Origin of the sequence: Halopseudomonas sp. SMJS2, from assembly GCF_029866945.1 — a bacterium.
GTDB classification, from domain to species: Bacteria; Pseudomonadota; Gammaproteobacteria; order Pseudomonadales; family Pseudomonadaceae; genus Halopseudomonas; species Halopseudomonas bauzanensis.
The window spans coordinates 1,243,499-1,269,454 of record NZ_CP123445.1 but is presented as its reverse complement, the minus strand read 5'-3'; the positions used below and the strand labels follow the sequence as shown (position 1 = coordinate 1,269,454).

Annotated in this window: 17 protein-coding genes and 1 pseudogene; 7 read left to right on the top strand and 11 right to left on the bottom strand. The window is 58.5% G+C overall.

Annotation, left to right across the window (positions count from 1 at the left end):
- Nucleotides 1–54: 54 nt before the first annotated feature.
- From QAO71_RS06060 to dctP, 3 genes are all read right to left on the bottom strand, one after another.
- Nucleotides 55–1,368, bottom strand: a complete 1,314-nt coding sequence (locus tag QAO71_RS06060; protein ID WP_136869351.1) for a TRAP transporter large permease subunit — start codon at nucleotides 1,366–1,368, stop codon at nucleotides 55–57.
- The gene (locus QAO71_RS06055; protein WP_136869350.1) at nucleotides 1,365–1,910 is read right to left on the bottom strand and encodes a TRAP transporter small permease subunit; all 546 of its coding nucleotides are present in this window, start codon (nucleotides 1,908–1,910) and stop codon (nucleotides 1,365–1,367) included. Before QAO71_RS06055 ends, QAO71_RS06060 begins: the two co-directional genes overlap by 4 nt.
- A 74-nt stretch (nucleotides 1,911–1,984) precedes the next feature.
- Nucleotides 1,985–3,028, bottom strand: coding sequence for a TRAP transporter substrate-binding protein DctP (dctP, locus tag QAO71_RS06050; protein ID WP_136869349.1), 1,044 nt, complete (start codon nucleotides 3,026–3,028; stop codon nucleotides 1,985–1,987).
- A 441-nt stretch (nucleotides 3,029–3,469) separates the two neighbouring features.
- Between dctP and QAO71_RS06045 the strand changes: the two genes are divergently transcribed.
- Together QAO71_RS06045 and QAO71_RS06040 are read left to right on the top strand one after the other, a co-directional pair.
- Nucleotides 3,470–5,134 (top strand): long-chain fatty acid--CoA ligase, encoded by a 1,665-nt coding sequence (locus QAO71_RS06045; RefSeq protein ID WP_136869348.1) that lies wholly within the window; start codon nucleotides 3,470–3,472, stop codon nucleotides 5,132–5,134.
- A 74-nt stretch (nucleotides 5,135–5,208) separates the two neighbouring features.
- Nucleotides 5,209–6,606 (top strand): DcaP family trimeric outer membrane transporter, encoded by a 1,398-nt coding sequence (locus QAO71_RS06040; protein ID WP_136869347.1) that lies wholly within the window; start codon nucleotides 5,209–5,211, stop codon nucleotides 6,604–6,606.
- Between the two features lie 56 nt (nucleotides 6,607–6,662).
- On the opposite strand, the gene QAO71_RS06035 is transcribed toward QAO71_RS06040, so the two are convergent.
- Nucleotides 6,663–7,505 carry a methyltransferase gene (locus QAO71_RS06035; RefSeq protein ID WP_280165494.1) on the bottom strand — a complete coding sequence of 281 codons (843 nt, stop codon included), beginning with the start codon at nucleotides 7,503–7,505 and terminating at the stop codon, nucleotides 6,663–6,665.
- Between the two features lie 179 nt (nucleotides 7,506–7,684).
- Between QAO71_RS06035 and QAO71_RS06030 the strand changes: the two genes are divergently transcribed.
- The 5 genes from QAO71_RS06030 (at nucleotide 7,685) to QAO71_RS06010 (ending at nucleotide 12,603) form a co-directional block, all read left to right on the top strand.
- Nucleotides 7,685–8,881, top strand: a complete 1,197-nt coding sequence (locus QAO71_RS06030; RefSeq protein ID WP_280165493.1) for an acyl-CoA dehydrogenase family protein — start codon at nucleotides 7,685–7,687, stop codon at nucleotides 8,879–8,881.
- A gap of 224 nt (nucleotides 8,882–9,105) precedes the next feature.
- Nucleotides 9,106–9,870, top strand: coding sequence for an SDR family oxidoreductase (locus tag QAO71_RS06025; protein WP_280165492.1), 765 nt, complete (start codon nucleotides 9,106–9,108; stop codon nucleotides 9,868–9,870).
- Nucleotides 9,871–9,965: 95 nt separating this feature from the next.
- Nucleotides 9,966–11,015 carry a phosphotransferase gene (locus QAO71_RS06020; RefSeq protein WP_036990463.1) on the top strand — a complete coding sequence of 350 codons (1,050 nt, stop codon included), beginning with the start codon at nucleotides 9,966–9,968 and terminating at the stop codon, nucleotides 11,013–11,015.
- A 133-nt stretch (nucleotides 11,016–11,148) separates the two neighbouring features.
- Nucleotides 11,149–11,940: a 5'/3'-nucleotidase SurE gene (surE, locus tag QAO71_RS06015; RefSeq protein ID WP_036990465.1), complete on the top strand. Its 792-nt coding sequence runs from the start codon at nucleotides 11,149–11,151 to the stop codon at nucleotides 11,938–11,940.
- Between the two features lie 138 nt (nucleotides 11,941–12,078).
- Nucleotides 12,079–12,603, top strand: a complete 525-nt coding sequence (locus QAO71_RS06010) for a methylated-DNA--[protein]-cysteine S-methyltransferase (RefSeq protein ID WP_074780574.1) — start codon at nucleotides 12,079–12,081, stop codon at nucleotides 12,601–12,603.
- 168 nt (nucleotides 12,604–12,771) lie between these two features.
- Here the strand turns inward: QAO71_RS06010 and QAO71_RS06005 are convergent, their stop codons facing one another.
- The 7 genes and pseudogenes from QAO71_RS06005 to smc form a co-directional block, all read right to left on the bottom strand.
- Nucleotides 12,772–14,571 (bottom strand): acyl-CoA dehydrogenase, encoded by a 1,800-nt coding sequence (locus tag QAO71_RS06005; RefSeq protein ID WP_280165491.1) that lies wholly within the window; start codon nucleotides 14,569–14,571, stop codon nucleotides 12,772–12,774.
- Nucleotides 14,572–14,697: 126 nt separating this feature from the next.
- Complete coding sequence (locus tag QAO71_RS06000) at nucleotides 14,698–15,882, bottom strand: acetyl-CoA C-acyltransferase (protein WP_036990471.1); 1,185 nt, start codon at nucleotides 15,880–15,882, stop codon at nucleotides 14,698–14,700.
- A 59-nt stretch (nucleotides 15,883–15,941) separates the two neighbouring features.
- Nucleotides 15,942–17,282: an MFS transporter gene (locus QAO71_RS05995; RefSeq protein ID WP_280165490.1), complete on the bottom strand. Its 1,341-nt coding sequence runs from the start codon at nucleotides 17,280–17,282 to the stop codon at nucleotides 15,942–15,944.
- Nucleotides 17,283–17,421: 139 nt separating this feature from the next.
- Complete coding sequence (locus tag QAO71_RS05990; RefSeq protein WP_036990474.1) at nucleotides 17,422–18,387, bottom strand: tRNA-dihydrouridine synthase family protein; 966 nt, start codon at nucleotides 18,385–18,387, stop codon at nucleotides 17,422–17,424.
- Entirely contained in the window at nucleotides 18,384–20,756 is a 2,373-nt protein-coding gene (ligA, locus tag QAO71_RS05985) for an NAD-dependent DNA ligase LigA (protein WP_280165489.1), read from the bottom strand. Before ligA ends, QAO71_RS05990 begins: the two co-directional genes overlap by 4 nt.
- Before the next feature lie 284 nt (nucleotides 20,757–21,040).
- A complete protein-coding gene (gene zipA / locus QAO71_RS05980) occupies nucleotides 21,041–21,916 on the bottom strand; it encodes a cell division protein ZipA (RefSeq protein WP_280165488.1) in 876 nt (291 codons plus the stop codon).
- Nucleotides 21,917–22,128: 212 nt separating this feature from the next.
- Nucleotides 22,129–25,709, bottom strand: a pseudogene (gene smc / locus QAO71_RS05975) (chromosome segregation protein SMC).
- Nucleotides 25,710–25,956 lie beyond the last annotated feature (247 nt).

Genomic DNA, 25,956 nt, shown 5'->3' with positions numbered 1-25,956 from the left:
CTCTTGAAACAACAAATCCCGGAAATCCGGGATTTGTTGTTTCGTCCGATCCTATTATTGAAATAGTAGATTCGGCAGGTAGGTCACAATCTGGGGAAAGATCATCATGATAATGATGGCGAGGATTTCCAGAAGAACAAATGGAATGACAGACGCATAAATGTCTTTCATCGTTATGCCAGGCGGCACTATCGCTTTCAAATAAAACAGGTTGAAGCCCAGCGGGGGCGTCATGTAACCGATTTCCATGTTGATCACGAACAGGATACCGAACCAGATCGGGTCAAAACCCAACGCATCCACAATCGGCAGAAATACCGGCAGGGTGATCAGCATGATACCCAGTGGATCGAGGACCATTCCCAGCAGGAAGACGATGATCATCATCGCGATGATGATACCCCAGGGGCCACCGGGGATCAGTTGCATCAGGCCTTCAATCAGCTGTTGCGCGCCCATGCTTTGATAGGCTGCACTGAAGGCATGCGCAGCAAACAGGATCCAGGCAATCATCCCTGTCAGCTTGAGCGTCCGGATGCTTGCTTCATGCACCATGGAAAAGCTCAACTGGCGGTAAACGGCGGCAGATATCAGCGCCCCCAGCACCCCCATTGCAGCTGCCTCAGTAGGCGTGGTCAGACCGCCGATAATGGAACCCATGACCATTACCACGACCAGGACAGGCAGAACGACCGACCTCACAGCACGGAACTTTTCCGGCCAGCTTGCCCTCTCGCTTGCTGGCAACGCAGGTGCCAGCTCAGGCTGGAGAAAGCTTCGGATAATGACATACAGCACGGTAATTACGATCAGCAGCAGGCCCGGCAGGATACCTGCGGCAAACATCTTGCCAACAGAGACACCGGAAATGAGGGCATAGAGGATCATCATGATACTCGGTGGTATCAGAATCCCCCAACCACCGCCCGTATTGATCACGCCCAACGCCATACGCTTGTCGTATCCGCGCTGGAGCATCGCCGGCAGAGCGATCGTACCCATTGCCACGACGGCAGCGCCGCTGACCCCGACCATTGCGGCAAATATTGCACAAATGCCGAGCGTACCCACGGCCAGCCCGCCACGCATACCGCCAAACCATAAATGCATCATATGGTATAGATCGCGTGCCACGCCGGTACGTTCGAGGATCATCGCCATGAAAACATATAGCGGGATCGCAACCAATGTAAAACTGCCCATGCTGCCGTAGATCTGCGACGACACCATGTAAAAAGACTCGATCCCCCAGGTAAAGTAAAGAAATACGACGGAGACACCGCCAAGTACGAAGACCAGGGGGAGCCCTAAGAGAATAAATAATACCAAGGCACCGAAAAAAAGTAGGGTAAGAACTTCAACGCTCACAGTGTATCCCCTGCTTCACCTGTTTCATCTGCATTGGGACACTTAACACCCAAGGCAATGGCAATATCCTGAATAAGTTTAACAATACCCTGCAGCAGCAAAAGGCCTGCACCGATAGGGATTGCCAGTTTGATCGGCCAGATAGGAGGGTTCCATGCGGAATAGGACGTTTCCCATGTAGCGATTGATTCTTTGGCCATCTCGTACCCAAACCAGCCGAATGCCATAACAAATATAAAGAAGAGAACGGAAGTGAGGATATCGACTGTCGCCTGGACTCGCCGGGGCAATGTGGCATGGAAAATATCCACATTTACATGTCCGCGGTGCGCCAGAATGTAACCGCCGGACAACACTGCATAAAGACCAAAGAGCATCTGGGTAAGCTCATTCGTCCAGACAGTCGGCGCATTAAACAGATAGCGAAGAAAAACTTCTATTAAAATAAAAACAAAGATAGGAATAACGAGGTAGGCAAGAATACGACCGACCCACTCATTGACTTTCGTCACGCCATTCATGAATGCAGAAATTGCACGCATTATACCCTCCCCGGATATATGTATGGCCTATTAAGACTCCCCGGAGGCTATGCACCCCCGGGGATATGGATCGATTAAAGGTAACCCAGTTCGCCCAGGAATTCTTTAAGCATGCTTAATGCCTTTTTGGTATTGTCGCTGCGCTGACCTTCCTTCTCCCACTGCCCTTCTGCCACACCCATCAAATGCTCCATTACCGGCTCGGGCAGAGTGTTGACTTGCACGCCCTGCCCGGCAATCGCGTTGGCCAAAGCAACACGTTCCTGGTAGAGGTACTCATTAGTGCGGAACCAGAACTGCTCTTCCAGCGCCTGCTTGACGATCTCTTGCAGGTCCTCTGGCAGCTTGTCGAGAGAACGCTGGCTCACGATATTCACGTCTGTACCGGCAATGTTCAGGGCAGGCTGTACGTGATACTTCGCAATCTCGTACAACGCCATGCTATCAGCACCTTGCGAACCGCCCCAGTGCGCACCGTCCACGATCCCCCCATCCAGCGCAGAATAGAGTTCACCGCCCGGGATATAGGATGCTGCTGCGCCACCCGCTGTCAGAAAACTCTGCAGTGCGCCGGAGGAGCGGATCTTGAGCCCCTGAAAATCTGCAAGATTATTGACCGGGCGCTTCAGGACCATCTCGGTGGGATAGATTTTGTCTGTAGACCAATACACGTTATGAGCAGCGGCCTCTTCCTTCAACATATCCTCAAAGCCCATGACCTTATGAAAATAGGTCGCTTCCCAGACATTACGAAACGCAAAAGGCAAGCCAGAAGCAATACCAGCGAGACTGATACGATTCTGGGCATATGAGGGCGAGATTGTTCCCATATCGATAATGCCGCGACTAACAGCATTGAATGTTTCTTGCGCACTGAATAGCGACCCCGCTTCAAACAACTGAAGTTTCAGGCGCCCATCAGAACGCTCTTCGATAATATTCTTTATTCTGACAAGGCTATCTTCATAGGATGAACTTGATCCAGGCCAGTGCGACTGCACACGCCACGTTATGGAATCGTCAGAAAGTGCTGCAGTGGAAGTGATGGTTGTAGCCGCAGCCAGAGCCAAGGACGCGGCGACAACACCTAACTTGTAACGAAGAGTTCTAAACAACATGGCGGCCTCATTTCATTATTTATTATTAGTTTCGCTGTGCGAAATACTGCTCCACATGGCGACACAGAAAATCAAACCATAGCACACAAAAAGGTGATCGCAACATCCCTTTTTCCACCCTCCTAAAGTAGGGTTGGCATCCCGTTCGGGCCCGTTACGCTGTGACGCACCCTCTCTATATCAGTCTTTTCCAAACGGCAGAGCTTAACAAGATAGTAAGACAGATCTCAAAAGACCAGTCGTCGGGTAAAAATGCATATTCAGTTTGATGATAAGACCTATTTCGCCTAGTGATATCAGGTTTCATTGCCATTGACTTGCTATCCCAACAACTGTCCAATTCATTGCCCATGAATAAGCCACAGTAATAACAGAACAAAACAAGTAAAAACACCGGTTAGAGACATAACAGAAAAAAGACTCAAGGCGGAATATAAATCAATGTTCACTCATCACTACGCTGTCTGGCCGAAACATCTTCCTAAAAGCCTGCCGTTACCCGAAACCAGCCTTGTAACCAACTTGGAGATATCTGCCCGGCGTTATCCGGCCAGGCCAGCCATCATTTTCTACGATACTACGATCAGCTATGCGGAACTCCTGAGCGAAGTGGAATCCCTGGCAGGCTGGCTGCAGAAAAAAGGTCTGAAAAAGGGTGATCGAGCACTGCTTTACATGCAGAACTCCCCCCAATACGTCATAGGTTATTACGCCATTCTGCGTTGCGATGGCATTGTGGTACCGGTAAACCCGATGAACCGCACAACTGAGTTGGAGCATTACGCTTCCGATACTGGTGCAGAGTTCTGTCTCGCCGGTTATGAGCTGATGAGTCATGTTTCGCCGCTACTCGGCAAGACCAGCCTCAAGCATATCGTTGTGTCCGCCTACGGCACTCGCTTGCGCGCCCCCACTGACCTTGAGCTGCCAGAAGAGGTAGCGACCTCCCCAGGCCGCTTCGATGAAGGCTGTACCAATTGGGATGAAGCGCTGCAGTCCGGGCACAAGCCCACCCCCTACACTGCGGGCCCTGACGACCTGGCACTTATTCCCTACAGCTCGGGCACTACCGGTGCTCCCAAGGGTTGCATGCACACCCACCGCTCGGTCATGACAACAACGGTACAACGTGTGGTCTGGAACAGCGCAACGGTCAATTCCGTGCAACTGGCAACTCTCCCCTTTTTCCATGTGACCGGCATGCAAGCGTCCATGAACGGCCCGATTTATATCGGCGGGACCAGTGTGATCATGACGCGCTGGAATCGCACCGTAGCCGCACAGCTGATTGAGCGTTACCACGTTACCGGCTGGGCCAACATTGTCACCATGGCGGTGGATTTCTTGCTCAATCCGGAGCTCGACAGGTACGACGTCTCCTCTCTGACTCATATAGGCGGCGGCGGGGCAGCCATGCCGGAAGCGGTGGCTGCCAAACTCTACCGCCTCACAGGGCTCCATTACATAGAAGGTTATGGCCTCTCGGAAACAATCGCCGCAACGCATACCAACCCGCCGGACGCGCCCAAGCCCCAATGCCTGGGTATCCCTATGTTTGATGTTGACTCACGGATCATCAACCCCGATACCCTGGAGCTGCTGGGGCCGGGGGAAGTAGGTGAGATCATCAGCCACGGACCGCAAGTTGCCCAAGGTTACTGGAACCGTCCGGATGAAACCGCGGCGGCATTCATTGAGCTGGAAGGCAAGCGATTTTTCCGCACCGGCGACCTGGCCCGCTATGACGACAATGGTTACTTCTACATGGTCGATCGCATCAAGCGAATGATCAATGCCTCGGGATTCAAGGTCTGGCCATCTGAGGTGGAAAGCATGATGTATCAAAACCCCCTCGTTCAGGAGGTATGCATCATTTCATCACCGGATACCAAACGCGGCGAAACAGTAAAAGCCTGCGTTGTGCTATCGGCTGATGCAGACCCGCAAACGGCCGAGCAGGAAATCAGCTCCTGGTGCAAAAGCAACATGGCTGCCTACAAGACTCCCCAGGTCTTCGAATTCGTATCCGCGCTGCCCAAATCCTCATCCGGAAAAATCATGTGGCGCGAACTCCAAGAGCAGGAACACCGCAAGATCGGGCACTAAGTGCCCCCACAAGGAGGTAGGAAATCCATCCGTTTGGCCTAGAGCCTGACTCATTTAATAAAAAAGAGATTTCAATGATCAGACCAACCGTTTTTTTTAGAAAGCGCCCACTTGCAACTACCATCGCCTGTCTGGGGTTGCCCATCATGTTGATGGGCGCCGGGTCCGCAGCTGCTCAGAATGGAGAGATAGAAGCGTTGCGGCAACAGCTTAGAGCTCTTGAACAGAAGCTTGACGAAGCTACCGCTCGCATTGAAGCCGAAGCGGCAGCCGCTCGCAACGATGCACAGGAAGTACGAAGCGAGTTGGCCTCGCAACAAAAAAACAACATGGAGACCCGGGAAGCAATCGCCAAGTCCGATCTGATCGTGCGAGATGGCAAAGGCATCAAGATCGGCGATACCACAGTCACCGTGAGCGGTTTCATCAAAGCGGACGCGGTCTACGCTTCCGGGGGTGACGGCAGCAAGAATAACCGTACCCTGGGCCAAGCAGCCAATTTTGCCGAATTCGCCCGTTCGGACAATGCTGATCGGTGGCGCCTGGGTTCCAGCATTCGGGAAAGCCGCTTGGGCCTGCGCACAGTCACCCCGGATGTGAATGGCCGTGATCTGACCACTTATTTCGAGTTTGACTTTCATGGCTCCGAAGATGGCGCCAATGAATTCGTTTCCAATAGCTACAATCCCCGCGTACGTCTGGCGTACGCTTCTTGGGGGGACTGGACTGTAGGCCAGGATGTAACCACGTTTTCCGAAGTCGCAGCGATCCCGGAAATTCTCAATCAAGGCAAGATGGCAGCTTTCATTTATGCTCGCCAACCGCTGCTGCGATACAGCATGAATGCACCGGGCGGCCGTCTCTTTGCCGCCTTGGAAAACCCGGAAGACGGCGATCACGATCAGGCCTTCCCTGATGCGGTCCTGCGCTATCAGGTGCGCAACGATTACGGCACCTACGCCCTTGCGGTCATGGCACGCACCCTCGAAAAAGGAAGCACCGGCGATCGCTCGTTGCAAGGCGCAACATCCCTGTCGGCACGCATCCCCACTATTGGCAAGGATAACCTGCGGCTACAGTACAGTTACGGTGCCTTGGGCCGCTATGCGGGGCTGAGAACGTTCCAGGATATTCTGAATACCGACGGTACGGATGTTAATGGGGATACTGTTTACGGCGACCTCAAGCCTGCTGTCTCCTACGGCGCAACCGCCGCCTATCAGAGACACTGGTCACCGAAATGGCGTTCCAACCTGAGCCTGTCGCAAGTGGAAATGGTGACCGATACCGACCCGCAGGAACTGGGCCGCTATTTTGATCGCTTCTCTTCCGCCCATCTGAACCTGCTGTATGCCGCCACAGACCGCATCACGCTGGGATTGGAATACGCATATTGGGACTTCGCTGCCATTGAGCAGTCCACGTCATATCAATATGAGCAGGTGATGGCGTCAGCCAAGGTTGATTTCTGAATCGGCACCAATAACGCAGCCCCATTGCCGGGGCTGCTTCTTACCAACCATCGATCTTATTCATTCTTGATAAACAGTAGCGTCATTCTGTCACTCTCGCCGATCGACAAATATTGCGCCCGATCTTTATCACCAAGACGCAATGTCGGTGGCAGAGTCCATACCCCTTCCGGGTGTGTGGTGGTATCCCGTGTATTCTGGTTGACGGGGCTGCGGGACAACAGCTCAAAGCCTGCCTCCTCTGCCAACTCCACAATCAGCTCTTCAGTCACATAGCCAGTCCGGATCATCGTTTCCAGGTCGGTACCAATACGCGCACGGTGCTCCACCAGCCCCAGCATGCCGCCCGGTTTCAGCGCCGCATGCATTTTCTTGAATACCAACAAGGCCTCATCTCTTCCCTGCGCCAACCAATTATGGACATTACGGAAGGTCAGGACACGATCCACCGAAGCTGGCGGCGCGATAGGTGTTTGTGGATCGTAATTCAGCACGGTCAGCTCAACATTACCGTATACCTCAGGCGATTTGTCCAGCTTTGCCTGGAATTCCGCCCGGGACTTGCGGAAAAACTCCAGTTCGCTGTCAGGGTCGAAATGCGCGGCAATATATAACCCCTCATCGCGCAGGAGGGGAGCAAGAATCTCGGTATACCAGCCACCGCCCGGCCAGATCTCGACAACGCTGTGCTGGGGTTCGATTGCGAAGAAGGTCAGAGTCTGCTCAGGATTTCTGGCTGCATCGCGCATCACATTACTGATTGACCTCACGCTACTCCCAACCGCTTGCTTTATCACCCCCTGTTGCTCTGCATCCAGTCTCGGCGCGGTAGTGTTTTCCTGCGCACTGACGAGGCTGGCCAAAAGCACCAGGATGCCGCCAATTACTATCTTCAACATCATCAACTCCATGGGAGAAAAAATTAGCTCGTGCGCATGACGACAGGCCTATCAGACTTGCTTATGCACCTCCATTCCAACCAAGGGACATGCTTCTCCCAATGCTTGTCCCTGTATAAGGTCGGCATCAACCTACACACGTTATGGTTCAAACTACTCCGACTGCCCAAGGACCCATTATGTTCGATCTCAGCCCGCGAATTCAGGAACTGAAACAACAGCTCGAAGCCTTCATGGACGAGCACATCTACCCCAACGAAGCGCTCTTCTATGAGCAGGTCAAGCAGAGCAAGTGGTCCCACCCGGCCATTCTGGAGGAATTGAAGCAGAAGGCAAAAGCCCAGGGCCTATGGAATTTGTTTCTGCCTGAGTCCGAGCGCGGCGCCGGCCTGACCAACGAAGAATACGCCCACCTGTGCGAAATCATGGGCCGCGTGTCCTTTGCCGGTGAGGTATTCAACTGCAACGCGCCGGATACCGGCAACATGGAAACCATCGAGCGTTACGGTAACGATGCGCAGAAAGAACAGTGGCTGAAGCCGCTGCTGGCTGGTGAAATCCGGTCCTGCTTCTCCATGACCGAACCGGACGTCGCTTCTTCCGATGCCACCAACATCGAATGCGAAATCCGCCGTGAGGGCGACGAGTATGTGATCAACGGCACCAAGTGGTGGTCCTCTGGAGCCATGAACGAGCATTGCAAGATTGCTATCGTCATGGGCAAAACCGACCCGAATGCACCCAAGCACCTGCAACAAAGCATGATTCTGGTACCGCTGGATGCTCCGGGCGTGACTATTGTTCGTGACCTGCATGTATTCGGCTACGACCATGCGCCCCACGGCCACGCCGAAATTCGCTACGAGAATGTCCGCGTACCGGTATCCAACATCCTGCTGGGCGAAGGTCGCGGTTTCGAGATTGCCCAGGGGCGCCTCGGGCCGGGCCGGATTCACCACTGCATGCGCGCCATCGGTCAGGCCGAGCGCGCGCTGGAAGCCATGTGCCGCCGCGCCGCCGAGCGCGTTGCCTTCGGCAAGCCGATGTACAAGCTGGGCAGCGTGCCGGAAATGATCGCTCGCTCCCGCTGCGAGATCGACCAGGCTCGCCTGCTGACCCTGCATGCCGCACGCAGCATGGACAAGCACGGCAACAAGGTCGCCCGCCAACAGATCGCCATGATCAAAGCAGTGGCACCGACCATGTTGTGCAACGTCATCGATCGTGCCATTCAGGTTCATGGCGCCAAGGGTGTCTGCCAGGATTCCTTCCTCGCCTCGGCCTACGCCAAGGCCCGCACCCTGCGCCTGGCCGACGGCCCGGATGAAGTGCACCTGAACACCATCGCCAAGCTGGAGATGGGGCAGTATCTGTAACCAGCACGGCGAGCCCCGTGGGAGCGGTCTTGATCGCGAATGGACTGGCAGTAAACATGCAGTCAAGACCGCCCCACCGTAAGACTGCTCCCACGGCAAGTGCAAGCAAGCAAGTGAGTGAGTGAGTGAGAGTAGCTGAGAGGGCGCCCTCGCCGCGATGCCGGCCGCCAGGCCAGCCAATGCGGCCAGCACCGAATCCATTTACTTCCGAACAGGAGCTGCCCATGAGCACTCTTTTTGACCTGACCGGCAAAGTCGCCGTCATCACCGGTTCCACCAAGGGTATCGGCCGTTCGATCGCCGAAGAATTCGCCAGGGCTGGTGCCCGTGTCGTCATTTCCAGCCGCAAGGCCGACGCCTGCGAGAAAGTCGCCGGTGAACTGCAGGCCCAGGGCCTGGAAGCCATGCCGATCCCCTGCCATGTGGGTGACAAGGCTCAGTTGCAGAATCTGGTCGACACCACCATCAACACCTGGGGCAAGATTGATATTCTGGTCTGCAACGCTGCCACCAACCCGGTCTACGGACCGACTGCCGACGTCAGCGATGAAGCCTTCGACAAGATCATGGCGACCAACGTCAAGGGCACCTTCTGGCTGTGCAACATGGTCATCCCGCAGATGACGCGACTGGGCGGTGGTTCCATCGTGCTGTTGTCGAGCATCGCCGGTATCCGTGCCAGCGCCAATATCGGTGTATATGGCATGTCCAAAGCGGCCGAAGCCGGACTGGCACGCAATCTGGCGCTGGAGTATGGCCCGCAGAACATCCGCGTCAACTCCATCGCTCCCGGCTTGATCCGTACCGATTTTGCCCAGGCGCTGCTGGACGATCCGGATCGCCTGACCCGCGTCGAGCAGTCTCTGCCGCTGCGCCGTGTCGGTGAGCCCGTGGATATCGCTGGCGTGGCGCTGTTCCTGGCCTCCTCGGCCGGCGCCTATGTCACCGGCCAGACCATCGTCGCCGATGGCGGCGATACCATTACCTGAGCTGCCTACGGTAACCAGTCTGCCCCCTGGCATATTTGCCGCCGGGGTGGCAGGCTTTACATCCAATCAAAAAACAGATACCACGGATCTTCTACATGAGCGAAGCCACCCTGATCGATGTACTGTCGGCCCACCGTTTCGATGAAGCGAAACTGGCCGCCTACCTGCAAGGACGCATACCGGGCGCCGAGCACGGCATGACCATTCAACAGTTTCAGGGTGGACAGTCCAACCCGACCTTCCTGCTGAGCATCGGCGAGAACCGCTACGTGCTGCGCAAGAAGCCGCCGGGCAAGTTGCTGCCATCCGCACACATGGTTGAGCGCGAGTACCAGGTCATCAGCGCACTGGGCAGCACCGATGTACCCGTGCCCACCGCCCGCCTGCTGTGTGAAGATCCCGACGTGATCGGCACACCCTTCTATATCATGGATCACGTTGAAGGCCGGGTGCACTCCCATCCACTGCTGGAAAAGGTATCCGCTGAACAGCGCATGCCGATCCATCGCTCGATGATCGAGACCATGGCCAAGCTGCACAATGTTGACTGGAAAGCGGTCGGCCTGGAAAGCTACGGCAGACATGAAGGCTACGTTGCGCGCCAGATCAAGCGCTGGAGCGGCCAGTTCGAGGCCAGCCGCACGGGTGACATGCCCTCCATGGATGCACTGATGGCCTGGCTGCCGGAGAACGCGCCGCAGGATGATGTAACGACTATCGCCCACGGCGACTTCCGGATCGGCAACCTGATCCTGCATCCCGAGCGCCCAGAAGTGGTCGCCATTCTTGACTGGGAGCTCGCCACCCTGGGCCATCCGCTGTCCGATCTGGCTTACTGCTGCCTGCCCTATCACCAGAACACCGGCTTTGAAGGGATGCGTGGCCTGAAGGGGTTGAATCTGAAGGATTACAACGTGCCGGAGGAACAGCAGGTGCTGGATTGGTACTGCGAGTTCACCGGGCGCACGGAAATCCCCAACTGGAATTTCTTCCTTGCCTTCTCGCTGTTCCGCCTGGCCGCGATTGTCCAGGGCGTGTACCACCGGGCATTGCAGGGCAACGCCAGCAACGCTGACGCTCTTGAGGTCGGTAAGCGTGCCAGCCTGCTGGCCGATACCGGCTGGGAAATCGCCCAGCGGAAGTAGATGTCCATGTGACAGCTGCTTTGCTTTGTGGGAGCGGCCAAGGCCGCTCCCACAAAAGCTTTCACACATTAACAGCTGCTACCTGCAGGTATAACCCTCCATACGCCACAACAAAATTCCAAAAGGTACTTTCATGTCCAAACCCGTAAAGCGCGTTCTGCTCACCAATGATGATGGCTGGCGCGGGCCCGGTCTCAAGGTCATGGAGGAAATTGCCGCGCAAATTGCCGAGGAAGTCTGGATCGTCTCACCCGACCTGGATCAGAGCGGCGTCTCCATGTCCGTCACCCTGCATCATCCGCTGCGCCTGCATACCTTTGGCGAACGCCGATTCAGCGTCAGCGGCACACCCAGTGATTGTGTGCTGCTAGGCGTGTCCGAACTGATGCCCGAGCCGCCGGACCTGGTGTTGTCAGGTGTTAACCACGGCGCCAATTTCAGCGACTCGGTGGCGTTCTCGGGCACCATTGGTGGCGCGCTTACTGCCACTTTGCTGAACATACCGGCCATTGCCCTGAGTCAGGCGTATCACCGCGGCGTCCCGGCACACTGGGATACCGCTCGCCAGTTTGGGCCCGTGGTGGTGCGCCAATTGCTGCAACGTGGCTGGCCAGAAGATTGCGCGATGAACGTCAACTTTCCAGCAATGACGCCCCAACAGGTGAAAGGTGTTGCCATTTGCCGACCGCGCCGCGGCAGCATCGGCGGTGTCAATATCGAAGCACGACGTGATACCCGTGACATCCCGTACTACTGGATGGGCTTCCGCCGCCAGACCGAACGGGTCGAAGCGCCGGAAAGCGATGTCTGCGCCCTGCGGGAAGGCCTGATCGGCATGTCGCCCTTGCGGCTGGAGCGGGATATTGCCGCCGACTGGCAAATCGATACCAACGACATGGCACGCGAGATGGGTATCGATACCTGAGCCAACGCCCTGGGTCGCACCTGCAGCAATTGCTACCTGCAGGGCGACCGACCGCTGATCCACCTCCGCGCCTGCGGAGGTTCCTTAACCTTCCAGCCGGTAATAAGATGGTCTTGTCATCCAACCCAGGAGCAAGCCATGCACAGCCTTCCCGATCATATTCGTTACAGCCTCGGCCAATGCAAGCTCGGCAGCCTGTTGCTGGCGGGCTGCGAAACCGGTATCTGCGCGATTCTGCTGGGTGATGATGAGCAGACCATGATGGCTGACCTGCAGCGCCGCTTTCCTCGCGCGACATTGACCCAGGATGATGCCGCGCTCGGCGCTGACCTGCAGGCGTTACTGCGCTATGTGGATCAACCCCTGGGGCGGTTGCAGATGCAGCAGCCGCTCAACGCCTTCGGCAGCGACTTTCAGCAGCAGGTCTGGGGCGAACTGGCCAAGGTCCCGGCCGGGCAGACCATCAGCTATACCGAGCTGGCCCGACGGCTTGGCAAACCAGCTGCAGTGCGCGCCGTAGCCGGCGCCTGTGCAGCCAACCCGCTGGCGATTGTCGTGCCCTGCCATCGTGTGCTGCGTAGCGACGGCGGCATCTCCGGCTACCGCTGGGGTGTAGAGCGCAAACAGCAACTCATCGAGCTGGAGCGCCAGCTGGCAGGCTGATATCCAATATACGGCTGCCCTGCTGCGCTGGCTCTCTCACTGCGGTCTTGCATGGATGCAGGAGTTAGGGCGAGGCAGGACGCCAACGAGGGCGAAAGATCCATCGACAACTCCGAACCCCGCACCAGACTGAATTCTCGGCCTTCGCCGAGAATTCAAGGGGCACCCTCAGAAACAGCCTTCGGGCATATCCAGCGTGGTGCGGTCCGCCGCGCCCAGCACCTTGGCCAGCGCCAGCGGCTTGGGAAGTTCGTAGCGCAGGAAATATTCGCAGGCTCTGAGCTTACCCTCGTAGAACGCCGCTGTACGCGGCCCACCCTGCTCCAGCCCGCGTAGCGCGGTCTGGGCCTGGCGCAGCCATATCCAGCCCACCACCACATGGCCAAAGCACTCCATGTACAGATAGGCATTGGCCAGGGCGCGCTCCGGATCTTCCCGGCGCAAGGCCTGCAGCGACTCGGTCACCGCCTGCAGCGTATCCAACGCCTCGGCCAGCAGCGCCCGCGAGCTTTCCAGTTGCGCATGGCCGGCGCATTCACTCAGGGTATTGCTGATATTCTGGACCAGCGCCCGATAGAAACGGCCATCCTGCATCGCCACCTTGCGCCCCAACAGATCCTGGCCCTGGATACCGTGGGTGCCTTCGTGGATCGGGTTCAGGCGATTGTCGCGGTAGAACTGCTCAACCGGATACTCCCGGGTGTAGCCATAACCGCCATGCACCTGAATCGCCAGGCTGTTGGCCTCGACACAAAACTGCGATGGCCAGGACTTGACGATGGGAATCAGCAGATCCAGCAGGCCGGCGGACTCCTCACGCACCTGCTGATCTTCCGCATATTTCTTCTGATCGGATAGCGTTGCTGCATACAGACAGAGCGCCAGACCGCCTTCGACGAAGGATTTCTGCGCCAGCAACATGCGACGAATATCGGCATGCTGGATCAGCGGGATCATCGGGCTCTGCGGGTCGCGCTCCTTGAGCGGTCGACCCTGGCGCCGTTCACGGGCATATTCCAGGGCGTGCAGATAACCGGTATAGCCCAGCATTGCCGATCCCAGCCCGACCCCGATGCGCGCCTCGTTCATCATGTGGAACATCTGCGCCAGCCCTTGGTGCGGCTCGCCAACCAGATACCCCACCGCCCCGCCCTGCTCGCCAAAGTTGAGCATGGTCGAGGTGGTACCGCGATAGCCCATCTTGTGGATCAGGCCAGCGAGGGTTACATCATTGCGCCCGCCCAGACTGCCGTCCTCGTTGACCATGAACTTGGGCACGATGAACAGCGAAATACCCTTTACCCCAGGCGGAGCGTCTGGCAGCTTGGCCAGTACCAGATGCACGATATTCTCGCTCAGTTCATGATCACCGGCGGAAATGAAGATCTTGTTGCCAGTGATGCGATAGCTGCCATCACCCGCCGGTACCGCCCGGGTCTTGATGTCCGCCAGCGAGGAACCGGCCTGAGGCTCGGTCAGGCACATGGTGCCGAAGAAGCGTCCGGCCATCATCGGCTCGGCGAAGCGCTGTTTATATTCCTCACTGCCGTGGGCCATGATCAGGTTGCAGGCAGCGATAGTCAGCCCGGCATAGGCCTGGGTGCTGACGTTGGCGCCCTTGATCAGACCAATACAGGTCTGGGCAATCACCGACGGCAACTGCATGCCACCACGCTCATAATCCTGCGAAGCTGCCATCAGCCCGGTATCACGTAGTACCGCCAATGCTTCGGAGACCTCCGGGCGAATCACCACCTTGCCGTTCTCGAAACGCGGCTCATCGCCATCGCACAGGTGGTTATGCGGGGCAAAGGTCTCAGCACCGACTTTCAGCGCCAGCTCGATCGCCGCGTCGAAGGTATCGCGGCTATGATCAGCATAACGGGGGAATTCGGTAAAACGCTCGACGTCCAGCAGCTCGTACAACAGAAAGGCGAGATCGTCGGTATTGATGATCTTCTGTGACATGGCAAATCCTCCGGCATTGAGCCTCAAGCGGCAAGATGCAGAAAAAGCTCAAAAACAAATCCAAAAGCAAAACCCGAGCCTAGGCCCGGGTTTGCTTGCAGCGACAACTTAACGCTTGCAGCTGCCTTATACGATCTCGAACAGACCAGCAGCACCCTGACCGCCGCCGATGCACATGGTCACGACCACGTACTTGACGCCACGGCGCTTGCCTTCGATCAATGCGTGGCCGGTCAGACGCGAGCCGGTGACGCCATAGGGGTGACCAATGGCAATGGAACCACCGTTGACGTTCAGGTTTTCCATCGGGATACCCAGACGATCGCGGCAGTACACCACCTGGGAAGCGAAAGCTTCGTTCAGCTCCCACAGACCGATATCGTCCATCTTCAGACCGTTGCGCTCGAGCAGGCGCGGAATCGCGAAGACCGGACCGATACCCATTTCGTCCGGCTCGCAACCGGCAACCGCGAAGCCGCGGAAGATACCCATGGGTTCGATGTTCAGTTGCTCGGCGACCTTGCCGTTCATCACGGTGCAGACCGAGGCACCGTCGGACAGCTGACTGGCGTTACCGGCAGTCACGAAATGCTCGGGGCCACGCACCGGGTTCAAGCCGGCCAGACCTTCCAGCGTGGTCTGCGGACGGTTGCACTCGTCACGGGTCAGGGTAACCTGCTGGTCGGTGACTTCGCCGGTTTCCTTGTTCTGCACTTTCATGCTGGTGGTGAACGGTACGATTTCGTCATCGAACTTGCCCGACTCCTGACCGGCAGCCACACGCTGCTGGCTGATCAGCGAGTACTCGTCCTGAGACTCACGGCTGACATTGTAGCGGGCAGCCACGATATCGGCGGTTTCGATCATGGACAGGTACAGCTCAGGCTTATTGCGCTTGATCCACTCGTTGGTGCCGCGGAACATATTGAGCTTGTCGTTCTGGCACAGGCTGATCGATTCAACACCACCGGCAACGATGGCAGGAACCTTCTCGCTGATCACACGCTGGGCGGCAATCGCGATGGACTGCAGGCCCGAGCTGCAGAAACGGTTGATCGACATACCGGCGGTGGTTACCGGCAGGCCGCCACGGATGGCCGCCAGGCGGGCCATGTTCTTGCCCTGGGCACCTTCATGGAAGGTGGCACCGAGGATCACGTCCTCAACCAGCGCAGGATCGATGCCGGCACGCTTTACCGCTTCCTCGATAACGAAGCCGGCCAGGTCGACACTGTGAGTGTCATTCAGCGCACCGCGGTAGGATTTGCCCAGGCCGGTACGGGCCGTGGATACGATTACTGCATCAGTCATGGTTCAGCTCCTATTTTCAAACACTGCGCCCGCAGGCGCGCAAGTCGAATGATGGCGGCTCAGCCCGCCTGTTCCTGTTCCTGCCGGGCGCCCCAGGCGGCGAGCGTCTCGCGCGCCTCCCGGTAGGGCTTGATCCCCATCCATAGCAGCACCACGGACCCGAGGGTAATGATGCTGGCTACCCAGAAAATCGAATAACGGATGGCGTAATCATCCTGGAATACATAGTCGGTCACCAGTGCCACGGCAGTCGGGCCAATACCCAGGCCGATCAGGGTGATGATGAACAGATAGATGGCCGATGCCTGACCACGCATGGCGTTGGGCATCACTTCCTGGATCGCTGCCGGCGCGACACCGAACGGCATCGCCACGGTGAAGACATTGAAGAACATGATGATCCACAGCAGGGTCATGTTATCGACCAGATAGACCACATTGCAGAGCAGTGTCAGCGAGGCAGCAAGCACCCCTACCCGCATGTTCGAATCCTTGTAGCCACGGCGTGACAGGTAATCGGACAGACGCCCACCAAAGACGATCCCCAGTGAACCAGCCACCATCACCAGCGAGCCATAATAGATACCTACCTCACCCGGAGTCAGCCCATGGTTGCGGATGAAGAAGGTGGGAATCCATGCCGAGGCGCCGTAGGAGGCGAACGAAAGGCAGGCGAAGCCGAAGTTGTGGCAGATCACGGCCTTGCGGATGCTCAGCAGATACGCGCCCACTTCTTTCAGCGGCACTGCCACACCAGCGCCCACACCCTTGCGGGTCGGCTCCCGAATGGCCAGCAACACCAGGCAGAAGAGTACGCCCGCAGCGCCCAGCACCAGGAAGATTATCTGCCAGGGTCGCACCGTGCCCAATAGCGGCAGCACCATGTCACCGTGCGCATTGGCCCAGGTAATGACAATCCCGCCCAGCAGAAACGCCAGACCGGCACCAAGATAGATACCCATGGAGTAGACGCTGATAGCGGTGGCGCGCTTTTCCGGTGGGAAGCTGTCAGCCATGAGGGAATAGGCCGCCGGCGACAACGCCGCCTCGCCGGCACCCACGCCGATACGGAACACCACGAAGTGCCAGTACTGTTTGGCCAGGCCGCAAGCAGCGGTCATCAAACTCCAGAACAGGATGCCCCAGGCGATCAGCCCGCGACGACTGCGGCTGTCAGCCACCCGCCCCAGGGGGATACCGGCAATGGTATAGAAGATAGCGAAGGACAAGCCCATCAACAGGCTCATCTGCGTATCGGAAATACCCAGGTCCGCCCGGATAGGCCCGACCAGCAGATTCAGTATCTGGCGGTCGATAAACGACAACACATAAGCCATCAACAGAATGGCCACAGTGATCCAGGCACGAGCTGTAGTTGGGTAGCTATTCTTATCTATCACTAGCGCACTCCGTGGCGTCGACGAAAACCTTATCGAAGACTACCAAGTTCGCAGTGCGAAAGTCGATTTCGAAAATACTACATCAGCAAATACGATGCGGAACTATCATCTGGAGCTATAACCGCCTCAAAAAATGACATCACGCCGCCTCTCGTCCGCCTGTTTCCAGCAATGTCTGCAGAGTATCGGCGCAGGTCTGGCGACGAACCTGGTCGAACAACAGCTGCGCCTCCGGATAGTTACGCGCCAGAAACCCCAGCCATTGCTTGAGCCGCCCCGGAGCATGACGATCAGCCGTACGCAGGCGTACCTGGCGGTAGAAATCGATCAACCAGGGCCGCAGATCGCTCCAGCTCATCAACACAGGCGGTGCGCTCCGGTGCATCGCGCGGATGCCTTGGCCCAGATCCGGACAGGCAACCAGGCCACGGCCTATCATCACCTGTTCGCAGCCACTGATTTCCCGGATGCGCTGGTAGTCGGCCACATCGTTCACGTCGCCATTGGCGATCACCGCCACGCTCACTGATTCACGCACCCGCGCCAGCCATTCCCAATGCGCCGGAGGTTTATACCCTTCCACTTTGGTGCGAGCATGCACGGCGATTTCCGCCGCACCGGCGGTAGCCAGAGCGCTGGCGCATTCGAGGGTCAGACTGGTATCGCTGTAACCCAGGCGCATCTTGGCGGTGACCGGTATGTCTGCCGGCACTGCCGCCCGCACGGCAGCAACGATCCGGTGCAGCGTGTCCGGCTCGCGCAGCAAGGTGGCGCCACCCCGATGGCGATTGACGGTCTTGGCCGGACAGCCGAAATTCAGGTCCACCGCCGGCGCACCCAACTCAGCCAGCAGCGCAGCATTGTGCCCCAGCCAGTCGGGGTCGGAGCCAAGCAGTTGTGGATGCACCGGCACTCCCGCTGCGGTCTTCCAGCCATGCAGGCTTTCCGGCACGATGCGGCGGATGCTGCCGACATTCAGCGGCCCCTCGGTCACCCGGATAAATTCGCTGACACAGCGGTCGATACCGCCGATACGGGTCAGGATATCGCGCAGCGGCGCATCCACCAGCCCCTCCATTGGCGCAAGAATGATGCCGTGCTTCATGGCTTGAGGCCGTGACCAGCGAGCAGCTCTAGCAGTCCGGCCTCGTCCATCACCGCCACGCCCAGTTGCTCAGCCTTGGCCAGTTTGCTACCGGCGCCGGGGCCAGCCACCACACAGTGGGTCTTGGCCGATACGCTGCCGGCAACCTTGGCACCGAGGCTTTCCAGATGATCCTTGGCGATATCCCGGGAGAAAGCTTCCAGGGTTCCGGTCAGCACCCAGGTCTGACCGCTCAGGGGCAGTTCCGCCCCCCGGGCCTTCGGGCTGTCCCAGTGCATGCCGAAGTCCCGCAATTGCTGCTCGATAGCCAGTACCTGCTGGCGTTGCTCGGGTTGCTGGAAGTATTCGCGCAGGCTCTTGATGGCTTTTTCATTGAGCCGTTCCACCTGCTTGAGGTCCAACCAGTCTGCCTCGATGATGGCGGTCAGACTGCCAAACCGCTCCGCCAGTCGCTGGGCACTGGTGCGCGCGACCGAGGGAATTTCCAGCCGGGCGAGGAACTCATCAAGGCCGACGCTGGCAGCGAACTCCGCAGCCAGTTGCCCCTCATCCTGCAATTGCACTCCCCGCTCGAGCAACTTGCTGATCACCGTTCGGTTGTGCTCATCCTCGAAGAACGCTGTGATTTCATGGGCAACCTCGGCACCGATTTCCGGCAGGAACTGCAACACCTCCTCCCGCGCCTGGCTAATCCGCTCCAGCGTGCCCAGAGCCCGGGCCAACAACTTGGCGGTTTCTTCGCCCACATCGGGGATACCCAGCGCATAGATAAAGCGCGCCAGACTGACCTGCTTGCTCTGCTGGATGGCCAACAGCAGATTGTTGGTCGATATTTCAGCGAAGCCTTCCAGCGTAATCACCTGGTCGTAGGTCAGCGCATAGAGGTCGGCGGGTGAGGCAATCATCTCCCGCTCGATCAATTGCTCAACGATCTTGTCACCGAGGCCATCAATATCCAACGCCCGCCGGGAGACGAAGTGGATGATCGCCTGCTTCAACTGCGCCTTGCAGGCCAGCCGGCCGACACAGCGATAAGCCGCGCCCTCGGTCACCGTCTGCTTGCCCCGTCCGCGCTTGATCAACTGAGTGCGCTCGACCGCCGAGCCGCATACCGGACAGTGCTCGGGTACCAGCACCGGCCGTGCATCGGCCGGTCGTAGATCGGTCACCACCTGCATGACCTGGGGAATGACATCACCGGCCCGGCGAATGATCACGGTGTCGCCGATCATCACGCCCAGCCGCTGCACCTCGTCCATATTGTGCAAGGTGGCATTCGAAACGGTGACACCAGCGACCTGCACCGGCTTCAGTCGTGCCACCGGGGTAACCGCACCGGTGCGTCCAACCTGGAATTCCACATCCAACAACTCGGTCATTTCCTCGCTGGCGGGGAATTTGTGGGCAATCGCCCAGCGCGGCTCCCGAGCGCGAAAGCCCAGCTCCCGCTGCCAACCCAGGTCATTGACCTTGAACACCACGCCGTCGATCTCGTAGGGCAGACTGTTGCGACGCTCACCAATATCACGGTAATAATCCAGACACCCATCGATGCCTTCAACCAGCTTCAGTTCACGGCTGATCCGCAACCCCCAGTCACGCAGCCGATGCAGAATGCCAACCTGGGTATTCGGCAACTCGCCCTCAAAGCGGCCGACGCCATAACAACAGAATTCCAGCGGCCGCTGGGCGGTGATGCCGGAGTCCAGTTGCCGTAGCGAACCGGCAGCAGCGTTGCGCGGGTTGGCAAAGGTCTTGCCGCCGGTTTCGCGGGCGCTCTCGTTCAGACGCTCGAAACCGGCCTTGGTCATGTAGACCTCACCGCGCACTTCAAGCACCGCCGGCCAGCCTTCACCGCGCAGCTTCAAGGGGATATTGCGCACGGTACGCACGTTGGCGGTGATGTCTTCGCCGGTAGTGCCATCGCCCCGCGTGGCACCGCGGGTCAGCACGCCATTCTCGTACAGCAGGCTGAGCGCCAAGCCATCGAGTTTGGGCTCGCAGCAATAGGCGACAGCGGTGCCCTGGTCCAACAGATCACCTTCCGGCAGATCCAGCGAGCGTCGTACGCGGCGGTCGAAATCGCGCATATCGGCTTCTTGAAACGCATTGCCGAGGCTGAGCATGGGTACGTCATGGCGCACCTGGCCGAAGGCCGATGAAGCCATGCCGCCGACCCGCTGGGTGGGCGAGTCGGGCGTGATGATATCCGGGTTGGCCTCTTCCAGCGCCCGCAGCTCGGTGAACAGGCGATCGTATTCCGCATCGGGCACCGTGGGTTCGTCGAGTACGTAGTAGCTGTAATTATGCTGGTCGATCGTTTCGCGCAGCTCTTTCGCACGCAGGGCCGGGTCGGGGATTACGGTCATGGTCGGTCAAATCATCGGAGGTGGAACGAGGGTGTGATTGTAGCAGGATAAGGGGGCGGGAGGCTGAGCTGACGGGGCTTGAGGTTGTCGCCGGATCAATACTGGCCAGCGAGGTTTCGCTGGCCTTTCGAGCTACATAGCCCAATGGAGAGTGGCTGCTCCGGGACTCCGATGGTCGAGGTGGCGTTCACCCTTTCCAAGAATCCGAATGTGGGAGCGGGCACAGACTTGCGAGAAAACCTTCGCGGCCAGCCCGCCCCCACAGAAAGGCGTACGCAGATAGATCAGCGACGCAGCCCGAAGCGCTTGCGTTCGAATTCGGCGATGCGTTGGCGATAATGCTCGATGGTCTGAGCGGTCAGCACGCTGCGATTCTCGTCTTTCAGATCGCCACCCAGTTCCTGTGACAGCTTACGTGCCGAGGCAATCATCAGATCCAGGGCCTGCTTCGGGTGCCGCGGGCCGGGCAGTCCCATGAAGAAGGTCACCGCACGCACATGATTGTGCTCCAGCTCGTCGAGATCGAAAGTACCGGGTTTCAATGCATTGGCCATGGAGAACAGCACATCGCCGTTGCCGGTCATGCTTTCGTGACGGTGGAAGATGTTCATGTCGCCGTAGCGCAGTCCGCTTTCCATGATGCTCTGCATCATGGCGGCCCCAGGGAAACCTTCCTCGCTGCGAGCCACCACCAGAATGACCAGCACTTCTTCCGGCGCCACGGGCTCACTGGCCGGCGATGCGGGTGCCTGGGTAGCCTGGGCAGTAACCGGCTCTGATTCAGCAATCGGCTCACGCCGAGGCCGCGGCGTACGGCTCGACTGCGCGCGCGGCGCAGGCTCCGGAGCACGCTCGGGCTCATCCAGATCCAGTCCGGCCTGCTCCGGCTGACGTATCTCGTCAACCTCCAGACTATCGATGGTGTCAGCAGTCACCTGGTCATCGCCGAAGGTAGGTTCTTCCCGTTCGCCGCGCGCGATAACACGCGCCGGGCCGAGCAGCTCGTCGCCGGCCGCGCCCTCAGGCAAGTCCTTGAAATCGCGTTCCAGTTTGAAGCGGATGCGTGAGCGGCCGCCCATGCGTCGCCACCCATCGAAAAGAATCCCCGCAATGACCAGAAGGCCGATAATGATTAGCCACTCTCGCAAACCAAAATCCATGAATATGCAGTTCCCGTTATGCCATACCGTTGAAGAGTCCCCGAGCGGGACTCCCGGCGTATGGCATTTTCACGCCACACCCCAATACATGCGAGACAGTAACACGCCCGAGCAATGTTGTGCAGGTGCTAGGGTCTGTTGACGTTTCATCGCGAACCGCAGGGCCGGACCTGTTTTTGGGCGGCGCGGTCGTGATGAAACGTCAACAGACCCTAAACCTCTGCCAATGCCACCGCCTCTTCGACATTGACTGTGACAAGTCGAGAGCAGCCAGGTTCATGCATGGTCACCCCCATCAGTTGATCGGCCATTTCCATGGCGATCTTGTTGTGGGTGATGTAGATGAACTGCACCCTGCTCGACATCTCCTTGACCATCCGAGCGTAGCGGCCGACGTTGGCGTCGTCCAGCGGTGCATCCACCTCGTCAAGCATGCAGAACGGTGCGGGATTGAGCTGGAAAATGGAGAACACCAGGGCAATGGCGGTCAATGCTTTCTCGCCGCCGGACAGCAGATGGATGGTGCTGTTCTTCTTGCCGGGCGGCCGCGCCATGATGGTCACGCCGGTATCCAGCAGATCATCACCGGTCAGCTCCAGCCAGGCATTGCCGCCGCCGAACACTTTTGGAAACAGATTCTGCAGGCCAGCATTGACCTTATCGAAGGTTTCCTTGAAACGGCTGCGGGTTTCCCGGTCGATCTTGCGGATGACCTGTTCCAGGGTATCGAGTGCCTCCTCCAGATCCGCATTCTGGGCATCCAGATACTGCTTGCGCTGGGACTGCAGCTCATATTCCTCGATTGCCGCCAGGTTGATCGCACCCAGCCGCTGGACCTGCCCATCCAGTCGTATCAACTGCTGTTCCCACTCGGCCTCAGTGGCACCAGCAGGCAGCGTGGCAATGACGCCCTGCAAGTCGTAGCCGGCCTCCAGCAATTGCTCCTGCAAGCCTTGCCGCCGGGTCTGCATGTCGCGCGCGAGCAACCTTTGTTCATCCAACTGGCTGCGCAGCAACTGGGCCTGTTGTTCGGCCTGCTGCCGACGGCGCTCCTGCTCACGCATCTGCTGGTCGACCAACTCCAGTGCCTGCCGGGCGGTACCCAACTCCTGTTCGGCCTGCAGCCGACGCTCCAGCAGGGATTCCAGCTCGATACGCTGAGTGCCTGCCGGGCGGTACCCAACTCCTGTTCGGCCTGCAGCCGACGCTCCAGCAGGGATTCCAGCTCGATACGCTGGTCCTCCTCCGGCCCCTGCGTCTCCTCCAACGACATCTGCAATTGCTCGCGGCGCTCGGCCAGCCGTTCGACCTGGGTCTGCAATCGCTCGAGACCTTGACGAGTGGACTCCAGCTGCGCGCGCAATGACTGGGTGCGCAGGGCCAATTGATGCGAGCGGTCACGCTGGGTTCGTGATTGCTGCCGGACCTGCTCCAGGTGCTCTCGATGTTGTTCGCGCTGCTGTTGCAGAGCTTCACGCCGACCGGTGTCGTCAGCCATACGATCCAGTGCTTCCTGCAGCACCATCCGCGCCTCGCCCAGCTCCTCCAGTTCCTCTGCGCGCTGGGCCTGAATATCCTGCAGATCAGCCCGGATGCGTTCGCGCCGGGCGGTCACCTGCTCCAACCTGACCTGGCGAGCGGAACGCTGGGCCTTCAGCTCGCCCTGCTCGCGCCCCAGTTGTGCCAAGCCCTGCTGCAGACCGTCACGACGCAACTCCAGCTGCCGAACCTGCTCACGCAGCTCCGCCATGCGTTCCTCGTTCGCATCCAGCTGCGCCTGCTGTTGTTCGAGAGTGGCGTGCAGCGCCTCCATTTCCTGTTGCCGGGCAAGCACGCCGGCTTCCTGATCGTCGCCCCGCCGAAAGCGTAGCCAGTTTGGCCCCAGCCAATGCCCTGCGGGGGTCACCACGGACTCATGGCTGGCGAGCGAGGCGCGCAATGCCAGCGCCTGTTGCAAGTCAGCGGCAGTATGAATGCCGCCCAGCCAGGGCGACAGATCCACGGCCGAGTCGACCTTATCCAGCAACGACGCCGCCCTGACGGGTCCGGCGCCCCCCGATGTCGACTGCTCCACCAGCCGCAGATCGCCCTGTTCGAAACTATCGAGCTGGGCCTGCAGGGCATCCAGCGAAGGCAGGCTGATCGCGTGCAGATCCGCCCCCAGCACCATTTCCACCGCTTGCTCCCAACCGGGCTCGACACGCAGCTGGCCGGCCAGTACCGCAGCGTTATCCAGCCCCTGCGTCTGTAACCATTGCTGCACCCCGACGCCCTGATCCAACGCGGCCTGCTGCAATGCCTCCAGGGATGCCAGCCGCCCCCCCTGACGCTGGTATTCGCCACGGCGACCGTCCTGTTCCTGAACCAGGGCCGCAAGCACCTCACGTTGCTGCTGCAGGGTGTCGGTCAAATCATCCAGGGTCAGTTGGTCGCTCTCACTGCGCATGTCCAGTTCGGCCAGCTGTTCATTCAGCGTATCGAGCTCGTCATCCAGTGAATCGGCAGACAGACCGGCGCGCTCTTCCTCTAACCGCTGGATGCGTTCACCGAAACGCTCCACGCTCTGCTCCAGATGTCGGATCCGCAATTGCTCGACCTCGGCCTGCTGCCGCGGCGCCGAAGCTTGCTGGTTGAACACATCCCAGGCGGTCTGCCAACCCTGCATTGCCGCTTCGGCTTCGGCCATCCGCGCGGCATCATCCTCATCCGCCGCCGCGGCCAGCTCCAGCTCAGGCTCGGTGCGCTCAAGTTCGCTGCGCAGGTCGCCCAGCAAGGCCTGATCCTGCGTCAGATGGCTCTGCGCCTCCTGCCAGGCCTGCTCGGTCTGCTCCAGGTCATCGCGCACCTGGCGCTGGCGGTCGCGGTTGAACTGCAACACCTGTTCGATGCGACTGATATCCGCGCCAATACTGTAGTAGCGCGCCTGCGCCTGGTTGAAGCTGTCGTTCAGCTCACTATGCTGATCGCGCTGCTTCTCGATTTCGCTATCGGCATTGCGCTGCTCGGCAATTACCCCTTCCAGCGCTACTTCGAGGCCGCGCACCTGCTGTTCACGTTCCAGCGTCTGACCATCCAGCGTCTGCCAACGCAACGCTTGCAGCTGCGCCTTGAGCTGACGCTCATCAGCCTTGAGCGTCTTGTACTTCTCCGCCGCCTGGGCCTGGCTATGCAGGCGGGATAACTGCCGCTCCAGCTCCTCGCGCAGGTCGGTCAGGCGTGCCAGATTCTCATGGGTACGACGGATACGATTTTCAGTCTCCCGACGGCGCTCCTTGTATTTGGAGATACCGGCCGCCTCTTCTATGAACAAACGCAGCTCATCGGGCTTGGCCTCGATGAGCTTGGAAATCATGCCCTGTTCAATAATGGAATAACTGCGCGGCCCTAACCCTGTGCCGAGGAATATATCGGTAATATCCCGGCGTCGGCATTTGGTCCCATTGAGAAAATACTGATTTTGTGCTTCACGGGTAACTTTGCGACGAATCGATATCTCATTGTAGCCGGCGTACTCACCCTGCAGAGTGCCATCACTGTTATCGAAGACCAGCTCGATAGACGCCTGTCCTACGGGCTTGCGGCTGTTCGAGCCGTTGAAAATGACATCCGTCATCGACTCGCCCCGCAGGTTCTTGGCCGAGCTTTCGCCCATCACCCAGCGCACTGCATCGATTATGTTCGACTTGCCACAGCCGTTCGGCCCAACAACCGCGCCCATATTGGTGGGAAAGAAAACTGTGGTAGGATCCACGAAGGACTTGAAACCCGCCAGTTTGATGCACTTGAGTCGCATTGAAAAATGTCTGTCCCTTGCCGTTCGGTGAGTGTCTGGCAGCCATCCGGCGGATATTTGCAGAAGTGGAAAACGTCCCCTTTTTACCTGTATTACTCCCCGAATAGAAGCCCCATCACCAAGCAGTGGCATCCACTGCATGGGAAAAGCTATTCGGTTGGGCAGGTAGATAAGCAATAGGCTTTACTGATGGTTGGCAGCGCCCTGGCAAGTGCGCTGCTGCAAAGGTGAAGCAAAGACAAAAATT

Excerpts from the sequence above, each read along its gene's own strand:
- ligA (WP_280165489.1), bottom strand. The coding sequence starts at position 20,756 with ATGACCGTAATCCCCGACCCGGCCCTGCGTGCGAAAGAGCTGCGCGAA.
- QAO71_RS06005 (WP_280165491.1), bottom strand. The coding sequence starts at position 14,571 with ATGTCACAGAAGATCATCAATACCGACGATCTCGCCTTTCTGTTGTAC.
- dctP (WP_136869349.1), bottom strand. The coding sequence starts at position 3,028 with ATGTTGTTTAGAACTCTTCGTTACAAGTTAGGTGTTGTCGCCGCGTCC.
- QAO71_RS06020 (WP_036990463.1), top strand. The coding sequence starts at position 9,966 with ATGAGCGAAGCCACCCTGATCGATGTACTGTCGGCCCACCGTTTCGAT.
- QAO71_RS06055 (WP_136869350.1), bottom strand. The coding sequence starts at position 1,910 with ATGCGTGCAATTTCTGCATTCATGAATGGCGTGACGAAAGTCAATGAG.
- QAO71_RS06000 (WP_036990471.1), bottom strand. The coding sequence starts at position 15,882 with ATGACTGATGCAGTAATCGTATCCACGGCCCGTACCGGCCTGGGCAAA.
- surE (WP_036990465.1), top strand. The coding sequence starts at position 11,149 with ATGTCCAAACCCGTAAAGCGCGTTCTGCTCACCAATGATGATGGCTGG.
- QAO71_RS06025 (WP_280165492.1), top strand. The coding sequence starts at position 9,106 with ATGAGCACTCTTTTTGACCTGACCGGCAAAGTCGCCGTCATCACCGGT.
- QAO71_RS05990 (WP_036990474.1), bottom strand. The coding sequence starts at position 18,387 with ATGAAGCACGGCATCATTCTTGCGCCAATGGAGGGGCTGGTGGATGCG.
- zipA (WP_280165488.1), bottom strand. The coding sequence starts at position 21,916 with ATGGATTTTGGTTTGCGAGAGTGGCTAATCATTATCGGCCTTCTGGTC.
- QAO71_RS06030 (WP_280165493.1), top strand. The coding sequence starts at position 7,685 with ATGTTCGATCTCAGCCCGCGAATTCAGGAACTGAAACAACAGCTCGAA.
- QAO71_RS06010 (WP_074780574.1), top strand. The coding sequence starts at position 12,079 with ATGCACAGCCTTCCCGATCATATTCGTTACAGCCTCGGCCAATGCAAG.
- QAO71_RS06040 (WP_136869347.1), top strand. The coding sequence starts at position 5,209 with ATGATCAGACCAACCGTTTTTTTTAGAAAGCGCCCACTTGCAACTACC.
- QAO71_RS06035 (WP_280165494.1), bottom strand. The coding sequence starts at position 7,505 with ATGTTGAAGATAGTAATTGGCGGCATCCTGGTGCTTTTGGCCAGCCTC.
- QAO71_RS06045 (WP_136869348.1), top strand. The coding sequence starts at position 3,470 with ATGTTCACTCATCACTACGCTGTCTGGCCGAAACATCTTCCTAAAAGC.